Source organism: Dapis brunnea BLCC-M229, assembly GCF_050015995.1.
GTDB lineage: Bacteria > Cyanobacteriota > Cyanobacteriia > Cyanobacteriales > Microcoleaceae > Trichodesmium.
Genome location: NZ_JBNHEP010000132.1, coordinates 1 through 9,196 on the forward strand (window position 1 = coordinate 1; position 9,196 = coordinate 9,196).

General features: G+C 33.9%; 10 protein-coding genes and 1 pseudogene. 8 read left to right on the forward strand and 3 right to left on the reverse strand.

The features are described 5' to 3' along the window. The first annotated feature begins 208 nt into the window (after positions 1 to 208). The 4 genes and pseudogenes from ACP6PM_RS15545 (at position 209) to ACP6PM_RS15560 (ending at position 2,486) form a co-directional block, all read left to right on the forward strand. The gene (locus tag ACP6PM_RS15545; protein WP_426586117.1) at positions 209 to 520 is read left to right on the forward strand and encodes a methionine biosynthesis protein MetW; all 312 of its coding nucleotides are present in this window, start codon (positions 209 to 211) and stop codon (positions 518 to 520) included. Between the two features lie 12 nt (positions 521 to 532). Beyond that, positions 533 to 847, forward strand: a pseudogene (locus ACP6PM_RS15550) (methyltransferase domain-containing protein); the annotation flags it as partial. Positions 848 to 943: 96 nt separating this feature from the next. After that, positions 944 to 1,279: an FkbM family methyltransferase gene (locus tag ACP6PM_RS15555; RefSeq protein WP_426586120.1), complete on the forward strand. Its 336-nt coding sequence runs from the start codon at positions 944 to 946 to the stop codon at positions 1,277 to 1,279. Between the two features lie 889 nt (positions 1,280 to 2,168). Further along, positions 2,169 to 2,486 carry a hypothetical protein gene (locus tag ACP6PM_RS15560; protein ID WP_426586122.1) on the forward strand — a complete coding sequence of 106 codons (318 nt, stop codon included), beginning with the start codon at positions 2,169 to 2,171 and terminating at the stop codon, positions 2,484 to 2,486. Between the two features lie 3 nt (positions 2,487 to 2,489). On the opposite strand, the gene ACP6PM_RS15565 is transcribed toward ACP6PM_RS15560, so the two are convergent. Both ACP6PM_RS15565 and csaB read right to left on the reverse strand, forming a co-directional pair. After that, positions 2,490 to 2,621, reverse strand: coding sequence for a hypothetical protein (locus ACP6PM_RS15565; RefSeq protein WP_426586124.1), 132 nt, complete (start codon positions 2,619 to 2,621; stop codon positions 2,490 to 2,492). A 475-nt stretch (positions 2,622 to 3,096) separates the two neighbouring features. Beyond that, positions 3,097 to 4,143 carry a polysaccharide pyruvyl transferase CsaB gene (csaB, locus tag ACP6PM_RS15570; protein ID WP_426586126.1) on the reverse strand — a complete coding sequence of 349 codons (1,047 nt, stop codon included), beginning with the start codon at positions 4,141 to 4,143 and terminating at the stop codon, positions 3,097 to 3,099. A gap of 277 nt (positions 4,144 to 4,420) precedes the next feature. Here csaB and ACP6PM_RS15575 point away from each other — a divergent pair, with 277 nt between their 5' ends. From ACP6PM_RS15575 to ACP6PM_RS15590, 4 genes are all read left to right on the forward strand, one after another. Then, positions 4,421 to 4,732: a DUF2499 domain-containing protein gene (locus ACP6PM_RS15575; RefSeq protein ID WP_426586127.1), complete on the forward strand. Its 312-nt coding sequence runs from the start codon at positions 4,421 to 4,423 to the stop codon at positions 4,730 to 4,732. 386 nt (positions 4,733 to 5,118) lie between these two features. After that, positions 5,119 to 5,430 (forward strand): DUF3593 domain-containing protein, encoded by a 312-nt coding sequence (locus ACP6PM_RS15580; protein ID WP_426586129.1) that lies wholly within the window; start codon positions 5,119 to 5,121, stop codon positions 5,428 to 5,430. 407 nt (positions 5,431 to 5,837) lie between these two features. After that, the gene (locus ACP6PM_RS15585) at positions 5,838 to 6,602 is read left to right on the forward strand and encodes a glutathione S-transferase (RefSeq protein WP_426586131.1); all 765 of its coding nucleotides are present in this window, start codon (positions 5,838 to 5,840) and stop codon (positions 6,600 to 6,602) included. A 418-nt stretch (positions 6,603 to 7,020) separates the two neighbouring features. After that, a complete protein-coding gene (locus ACP6PM_RS15590) occupies positions 7,021 to 8,061 on the forward strand; it encodes an endonuclease/exonuclease/phosphatase family protein (RefSeq protein WP_426586133.1) in 1,041 nt (346 codons plus the stop codon). Positions 8,062 to 8,134: 73 nt separating this feature from the next. Here ACP6PM_RS15590 and ACP6PM_RS15595 read toward each other — a convergent pair whose 3' ends face one another. Further along, a complete protein-coding gene (locus ACP6PM_RS15595) occupies positions 8,135 to 9,001 on the reverse strand; it encodes a hypothetical protein (protein ID WP_426586135.1) in 867 nt (288 codons plus the stop codon). Positions 9,002 to 9,196 lie beyond the last annotated feature (195 nt).

Below are 9,196 nucleotides of genomic sequence, written 5' to 3' on the forward strand. Positions count from 1 at the left end.
TTCAGCATCGACTTCCAGACCTAGGTGCTTGAGAAAATGAATCTACTATTTCCCTCTCCGTAAATGAACCACATTAAAAAACGATCGCCAAGTAGGGACGTTGCATGCAATATCCCTATTTTGTAGTCTGTTCTAAACCATATATTATTAGTTTTGTCCTGATGACTATGTTATCGTAAACAAATAAATTTCTTTTCATATTTAAACTATGAAACTAGAACCGTCGCAAATTAAAAAACTCGAACAGTTTCTGGAAAGAATTAAAAATGATACCTATCCCGAACCTCCAACCCGACTTCATAGTCAAATAACTCAACAAATGTTTGATGTATGTTTTAAACAAATCTCTTTACCAACCGCAGCAAAAATATTAGATATTGGTTGTGGTCAAGGTGTGGCTTTGGAGATATTTAAAAAACATGGTTTTACGCCAATTGGAATTACTTTAAATGAGGAAGATGTAGCTATTTGCCAACAAAAAGGTTATCAAGTTTATCAAATGGATCAATCATTTCTATAATTTCCAGATCACCATTTTGATTTTGTTTGGTGCAGACATTGTTTAGAGCATAGTATTTTCCCATATTTTACTTTGCAGGAAATTTCTAGAGTTATTAAACCTGAAGGTTATTTATATATAGAAGTACCTGCTCCCGATACTAGCTGTAAACATCAAACCAATAAAAATCACTATAGTGTATTGGGTAAAAGTATGTGGCTATATTTAATTAAAAGAAGTGGATTTGAGATTTTACAAGTATTAGATATTAACTTTAATGTGCCTGCTGGTCCTGATATTTATTGGGCAATAATTCAGAAGAAAAATAGTTCTACTATAATTTCCTAAAATTTTTTCAAAACTATCAATATTAACTGGCAATCTAATTCTGATAATCAAGAAATTAAGCTTTCTCTAGACTCTAATAAATTTACCCAAAAACTTATGCTTGACTGTTTTAAAAAAGGGCACGCTTATGAGTCAGAAATTTTTCAATTAATTTGTCGGTTCCTAGGAAGAAATGATTCTTTTATTGATATTGGCGCTCATATTGGATATTATTCGATTTTGGCTGCCAAGATAGTGGGAAGTCAAGGGAAAGTATTTGCTTTTGAACCAGAATTATCAAATTATCAAAAAATCTTAGAAAATATCAATCTTAATCATCTAAATAACATCAAACTATTTAACCTCGCTGTAGGTTCAGAAACTAAGCAAACACAAATATTTTTTAATCAGGATAATGATGGCGGTCATGCTCTGTGGGATGTAGTTCATTAATTGATAATGGATAATTGATAATTACCTCGGGTTTTAACCGTTACGGAATTGAATATAAGGAATATTTTCTTTTTTCAAGGGGAGATTGGAAGCTAGCGTTTCGCTACGCGACATGAAACGCGTTTGCGGAGCATGACCTAGGATAGCGTCCCGGAGGGAAAGGAGACCTCGCCATCCCATCCTACGGACTGCTCCGCTTTCCGACCGCTCTCTTGGTCGATTGGATATGCCGAGGTCTCCTCGGCATCCCATCCTAAGGTCATGCTCCGCAAACGACCGCTTTTTCCCCTATCCAAGGGGAGGCTTCAAGGCGCGAATTATTTAATTATTAATTCTTGAATTACCTATTTGTAAACATCCATTCAATCAAAAAAGTTTAAATAATCAAACAATGCAAAATACACAACTATCCACACTAGATAATATTCTCAGCCAAGCTGGAAACATTACTAATTTAAAAATGATAAAAATTGATATCGAAGGAGCTTTCATTAATGGATAATGCATAATTACCTCTCCATAAAAAGGAGAGGATTGACGCTCAAGGAAAAAATTTATTTCTCGCGGGGAGATTGGATATGGTTAGGTAACCCATCCATCCCATCCTAACGGACTACTCCGCAAACAACCGCTCTCTTGGTTGATTGGATATACCGAGGAGACCTCGGCATCCCTAAACCGCTTTTTCCCCTTTATTGGGGAGGCTTTCAATCTGAATTATTTAATTATTTAATTATTCTATACAGTGCAAAGTTCTTGGAATAACTATTGCTAGCTAAGGCTTTCAGGGATCTCAAGGTTAGAAACTCGCCATTTAAAACTGTAGGTGCTCTAAGCCTTTTCCAGTAATACTTTCAGTCTTGAAAGGAAATCGTTTTTCATAAGAACTTTGTACTCTCCAGTAATTATTAATTATTCGGTAAATACAATTGGTAAATATGATGTTCCATACATTATTTGTGAGATTAATAGATTTGGTTTAAAACAAATGGGAACTAATGAAACTGAACTCCGGGAATTTATGAATTCTTTGGAGTATGAAACTTATTTGGTTACTTCAAATAGCAGTAACCAGTTAGTGAAGTTACCCGTTGGCAAGTATTATCAAACATCTCATGTTTTTAATGTTCTATTTACCAGAGAAAATTTTATATCTCCTGTAGGGAGTAAGGAGATAAGAGGAAATAAATTTCTTCCCGTTATTTGATTTTTATATCCACCGAAGACGAGGACGAGCATTAAACTTTGATGAGTTCTGTTTATAAACTTCGTTTGCTGCTAAAAAATTCTTCCAATTTTTATCTAAAATCATCAATATTTTTTGAGAGACTTTAGCTAGCATTGCTTTATAGTCTGGTTGAGTAGAGAGTGTTTTTTGTGGGTCATAGTAGGATAGATTTGTCTTTTCAAAGACCCAAGACTGACGAACTAAATAATTAGTATAAGTTTAAGAGATTTTTAGACAAGAAATACAGTCGGTCAATTTCAGGATAAAACCGATGTGTTGGTTGAATAATATGTCTCTCAACTAATCTCATAAATCAAGGAGCTAAAATTATATTAGGATTCGAGAATTTATGAATCTTTAATTATGGTTATTTAGCCTTTAATTTTCAGCTAACGCCGATTATACAATTAAAAATCACGATCGATAGTTATTAAATTTTGTCAAATATTTAGTAGCTATTTTGTACAAATTAACGAAGATATTTCACATTGTTTGACTATATATGACTATATTTATGTACAACGTTTATTATACCTTTTTTCTGACTTCTGACTTTTGAGGACTGTACGTCTCCAATCCGACAACTCCCCTACCTGACCCCTCCCAAAAAAGAACGTAATACCTCTTGATGAATCAGCGATCGCTCCCGAAAAAAATCTATTCTATCTCGCAACAAACCTTCCCCATTTGCATAATTCTCAATCCAAACTTTACTAATTAAATTTGCATCTTCTGGCAATTCCGATAACTCCCATCCAGGGATTTCCAAATCAATCATTAACTGACTAACTTTCGGATCGTAACTAATAGCAAAACAACGACATTCTTCGGCAGCTCCCATAATTAAACTGTGGAAACGCATACCTATTACCATCTCCACTCCTCGAAAAATCCCCTTCAAAACTCTAGGGTCTTCTATAGTTAAAACCTTACTATCATCAGGCAATCTTTGATGAACAAATTCGGCAATTTTTAAATCTTTCATCGGTTGAAAAGGCAACAACAAAATAAACGCTTGAGTTGCCTTTTGAAAAGAAATTAAAGCTTGAGTTAAAGTTGCTAAACGAGAGGAAGTAAGTTGGGGATGAGGTCTCAAACTTACCGCTACTCTAGGTGCAGGTAAATCCCAAAGACCAGGGACAGGGAAAGTCTCTAAAGCCCAAACCGGGTCAGGAGCTAAAGTAAAAGGAATCTTCCACTTAGCAACTATTCCTGCTGAACCTGCATCCCTGACACTAACAACATTGCAACCCTTAAAACACTGTCTTGCTAAAAATTGGGTAGTTTTATGACTTAAAGGCCCAATTCCTTGTGCCCAAGCAACAGTTTTTAAACCAATTTTTTGAGCAATTCCCATTAATCCAGCATAATAAAAAGGACTAGCAATACTCGTAGCATCTTGAATTAGACTTCCACCACCCCAAATAAATATATCTGAACGTCTCATAGCCTCAAGAATCGTAAAAGTATTCAGGCGATCGCCCACTTCAACCCCGTAGCGTTTTTTAGTTTCGGAGGGGTTGCCAGACAAAACATAAGGTTGAATATTATCGGGCAACATCTGTAATAAAGATGCTAATAATGCCTCATCCCCACCATTTCCTTTTCCGTAGTAACCACATAAAATTGCTCGCATTTGTTTGAGTTATTTCCTATTTTAATAGGACTTACGCAGAGACCATTTATGTAGTGTTAAAAACTATAGCGCTACAGTTTTTACACTCTATATATAGTACCCCTGCGTAAGTCCTGTTTAATTTAACTAGGATTTACATAGAAACCGGGTTTATCGACCAAGTTTAGTGATTTGAACAACCTAGGACAATAAACCTGGTTTCTTGTTTTAGGTTCGTAAGTCCTGTTAAAGTTATAGAATACCGAAGTTAAGACCTAAAAATTCAGATTTTTTAAATATGCACGCTTTATCAATTCCTACTTGGATTATTCATATTTCTAGCGTTATTGAATGGGTAGCTGCCATCTGGTTTATTTCGATTTATGGAAATATTACCCACAACCGTGTTTGGTATGGTCTATCTTTTGCTATGTTACCTGCATTAGTTAGTGCTATGTGTGCTTGTACTTGGCATTATTTTGATAATGACCCTAATTTAGAATGGTTGGTTACTCTTCAAGCATCGATGACTTTATTGGGGAACTTTACCCTATTAGCTGCTGCTTGGTGGATATTTTCTGAAAGTAAAAAGGGAGTAGAGAATAGGTAGGGAAATTTACTTTTTATTTGATTTTCCTGCAACTGCAAAATTCAAGTCTTCTCTAACTACAACAACAATTAATGTAGCAACATTTTTTGAAAGTGGAAAGTTCACAAACAAAATTAATTACACATCCTATTAACTCCCAGTTACGTGTTAAGTGTTAAGTGTTCCCTCTCTCAACATTTTTTGAAAGTGGAAAGTTCACAAAACAAAATTAATTACACATCCTATTAGCTCCCAGTTAATTGTTAAGTGTTAAGTGTTCCCTCTCCCAAAATTTTTTGAAAGTGGAAAGTTCACAAACAAAATTAATTACACATCCTATTAGCTCCCAGTTAATTGTTCCCTCTCTCAACTAAGAAATTCCTAAAAGCACAATTACTTCTAAAAAAATGATTTCTAAAGATACTTTATTCGCTCTTTCTTTATTTCCCTATTTAGGTTTTATTTGGTTTCTAACTCGTTCGGATCAAGTACCCCGTTTAGCCTTAATTGGATTTTATGGCACTTTAGTATTTGTGGGTGTAACTATTCCTGCTGGAATTTATGCTAAACAAGTTTATGCTGAAGCTTTAGCAAATATTGATTGGTTACATGGAAGTGCTGAAGTATTTTTGACTCTATCTAATATTTTGGTAGTGCTAGGTTTTAGAGAAGCTGTTTTAAAAAATAAAGAAAGAATAAGGAATAAGGAAGAAGGGTAAACTAATTTTTAAAGAAGGAAAAAGGAATAAAAAAGAAGGAAAAAGTAAAATTTGTAGGGTGCGTATTTACGGCTTATATTCAGACTATGAAATGGATTTAGCAATCCATCTAACGCACCATTAAATATATGTGAATATATGCCGATTCACTACGATAAAATATCACAACCTATTTAGAATTACTATAGAAGTAAGGAACCCTATAGCTATTGTTACTTTCAACTATTTTTTGTTAGCAATTATATAGCAATTAGGAATCAGATGTGAGAATCAAAGTGTTCCTTAAAAGGTATAGAATAGAGCAGTTATCATATTCATATATATTCATTTTTGTCTTCTTCTCTGTTCTCTATTCCCTGTACCCTGCTCCCTAATTGCTATAGAAATGATCGACAAGGAAAAACTTCATGAATTCCCAAAATTATCGTCTAATTACTATTCCTATCAGCCATTTCTCTGAAAAAGCTCGTTGGGCATTAGACAGACTAAATATTCCTTATACAGAAGAACCCCATGTTCCTGTATTTCATCGATTTGCTACTATGAAATATGATGGTAATAGTGTTCCAGTTTTAGCTACAGAAAATCATGGTAATCTTGTTGATTCAACTGATATTTTGCATTACCTGAATGGCATAGCACCAGTAGATAAAAAATTATATCCAGAGATTCCAGAATTACGGAAAGAAGTTGAAGAACTAGAAGATTTATTTGATGAAAAATTAGCTGTTGCTGTGAGAAGTTGGGGATATTTTTATAAGGTAAAAGATCGCCAAGCTATGCGTAGAGGTTGGTGTACAAATACTCCTTGGTTTGAACAGATTGGATTTACAATTCTTTTTCCTTTCCTCTCAAACCTGTTAAATAAAAAATTTAAGCTAACAGCAGAAAATGCGGCAAAGTCTCTGGCAGAAATTCAGGAAGTTTTTGATTTAGTTGGTAAACAATTATCTGATGGTCGTTCCTTTTTAGTAGGAGATAATTTTTCCGCAGCAGATTTAACTTTTGCTGCCCTATCTGCTCCTGTTTTAATGCCACCGGAACATTTTCTTAAACCTCAAAAACTCTCACAACTTCCCTCAGAAATGGCAACAGTAATTCTTGAATTACAAACAACTCCCGCCGGAAATTATGGCTTGCGTTTATATCGAGAAGAACGTTATTTCAGTTAACAGTTAACAGTACATTTTATGTTTCTACATAAAATCCTAAGTTCATAAGCAAAATTAATTGCATATCCTGTTGACTCCCTATTCCCTATTCCCTCTATCAAGTAGGAAATTAATTTGGCAAAACTACTTACAGCAGTTTCGGAGTTAGTGAGGTACAAATTTTTAGTTTTTAGGACTTTAGGCAACAGCTAACAGGCAACAGAGAATTAGTCAAGTATACCTCATCATCCTAAAAAGTGCTGTAATTTTCTACCTCTTTAAGATGTTAATTTTTCCTCTCATTAAAATCTTCCATAATGATTATAAGAATCCAAAGATAGATTATAAAATTTTATAGTAGGGATGTGCTTGCTAAACCCTAGCAAAAATGGGATTTGGAAACCAAAACCCTACAACTTTTTTCATAAATCATTTCATAATGAATCTCTTCTTATTTTTGCAACTAATTACCAAAGTATTTGTCTATAGCTATTCAGGATTAATTTTAATTTACTTGATACTCCGACTAATATTTTGGGATAAATTCTGGCTAATAGCTTTAATTGGAAATTTTATCCCCTTAATTCTTTTACCAATATTAATCCTGCCACTCCCCGCATTTTTCATAATCAAAAAACGTTGGTTTTTTATACTTTCATCTATTGCTTGTCTGCTGCTTATTGGTTGGCTAGATACACAATATTTTTCTCCTCAACCTATTTCTGCAGCAAATACTCAACCCCTCAAAATTTTCTCCTTAAATAATAGCTGGCATAAGACTCAAACCAAAACCCTAGTAGAAATAATAAAACGAGAAAAACCAGACATAGTATTTTTACAAGAAATTACCAGAAACCACATTAGAAAATCCTTTCCTAAATTAAAAGCTGACTATCCTTATCAAACTTCAGAAGATATTAAAGGTTATAGAGCAGCAATTCTCAGCAGATATCCCATAGAATTTAACGAAAATCTACACTTAGCAGATCATTCAGAAGTTCAACAACGCGCTCTTATTAAGATTCAACAACAGCTAATAGTTGTCTACAATATTCAAACCATTTCACCATGGATTAGACTCCGGAAAATTTTACCATTTTTGACAATTCCAGTTTATGAATTTTCTCAGCGATCGGCAGAAATTCAAGACTTAATAGAACGACTAAAAAAAGAAACTTTGCCTGTTGTTGTGGCGGGTGATTTTAATATGAGCGAACAATCTCAGGATTACTATTATTTAAGACAAGTATTAACAGATTCTTGGAGAGTATCAGGAATGGGTTTAGGTTTAACTTGGCCTGCGGGTTGGAATCTTGATTTTTTAATTCCAAACTCTACCTGGAAATTAGATTATCCTTTGTTTAGAATTGACTATATTTGGTATTCAAATCATTGGGTTTCTAAATCTGCTGAAGTTTTGCCATCTACAGGTTCAGATCATTTGCCTTTAATGGCGGAATTGGTGTTAAGTAAACAGTAAAATTATCATGCTTTGTAATTGGTTATGCGTACAAGGTTTAACTATTCTCACAACTAATATTTTATTAGTAGGGTTAGCCGAAAATATTACCCCACCATTCTGAAATATAGTTCCACAGAATACGGTTCAAAAGTGTGAGAATTGAACCTACAATAACAGTTGTTAACCAAAAATTTTTCCTACCACTAATCTTACTAAAATATTCGTTTCGTTCCTTATTTGATACTTCTGTAAAAAGAATAAAACGATAAGTCGGTAATTTTATTAACCTAAGAATAAATTGAGCTAGTAAAAGAGAGGTAAACAAAGAAAATAAACTAAGAGGAAATAATATAATATCCTGTTTTGAATCTATTACTTTGCAGGTATTAAAAAAATCAATAAGAAAGTCTAATTTTTTTCCAGGTGGTACATTTTCTCCTAAAAAATGACCTATTTTATCTGAAAAGTTCCAACAACTTATTAAACTTTCCCGTGAATATATCCACAAGAATATAAGAGATAATAAAAAGCCAAGAATCAAAGAAGGAATTTGAAGCATTATAGGGTTTTCCATAGCCTTTCGCCTGAAGCCAGCAAAAGGTAGATATGTTTTTACAAAACCTATAATGCAGTTACGGACAAGCTCGGCGATTTCAATTCCCCAGCCTTGATTAGTACATCTGATAGAATAACTAATTTTAGGTATTTGATCTACAAAGCCAACATCGAATATCTGAGAAATTGACTTCTTCTTTCTACTTTTTGATTTTGCCGAAGAGGGAGTACCTTCCTCTACAGAGGATACCGATATTTCCTGCCTCTCAGGAACTTTTTTATCATGGAATTCAACAAGGTAAACCCAAGTAAATATAAAGCCTGTACAAATCAAATTTTTTCGTTCTTTATATTCCAGAAAACTCTTAATACCACTAAATGAAAGTAAAGAGAAAAATTCCACCCTCCACCTCCAAGAGCTTCAGCAAATGAAATGACTCTTGCTCTATCCGCAATAAAAGGAGAAAAATTTCACCCTCCACCTCCAAGAGCTTCAACAAATGAAACAACTATTTCTCTATACGCAATAAAAGAGAAAAATTCCACCCTCCACCTCCAAGAGCTTCAACAAATGAAACAACTATTTCTCTATACGCAA

Bases quoted from the DNA above. Each gene is read 5' to 3' on its own strand.
- ACP6PM_RS15585 (WP_426586131.1), top strand. From the start codon at position 5,838: ATGAATTCCCAAAATTATCGTCTAATTACTATTCCTATCAGCCATTTC.
- ACP6PM_RS15565 (WP_426586124.1), bottom strand. From the start codon at position 2,621: ATGCTAGCTAAAGTCTCTCAAAAAATATTGATGATTTTAGATAAAAAT.
- ACP6PM_RS15575 (WP_426586127.1), top strand. From the start codon at position 4,421: ATGCACGCTTTATCAATTCCTACTTGGATTATTCATATTTCTAGCGTT.
- ACP6PM_RS15590 (WP_426586133.1), top strand. From the start codon at position 7,021: ATGAATCTCTTCTTATTTTTGCAACTAATTACCAAAGTATTTGTCTAT.
- ACP6PM_RS15580 (WP_426586129.1), top strand. From the start codon at position 5,119: ATGATTTCTAAAGATACTTTATTCGCTCTTTCTTTATTTCCCTATTTA.
- csaB (WP_426586126.1), bottom strand. From the start codon at position 4,143: ATGCGAGCAATTTTATGTGGTTACTACGGAAAAGGAAATGGTGGGGAT.
- ACP6PM_RS15555 (WP_426586120.1), top strand. From the start codon at position 944: ATGCTTGACTGTTTTAAAAAAGGGCACGCTTATGAGTCAGAAATTTTT.
- ACP6PM_RS15545 (WP_426586117.1), top strand. From the start codon at position 209: ATGAAACTAGAACCGTCGCAAATTAAAAAACTCGAACAGTTTCTGGAA.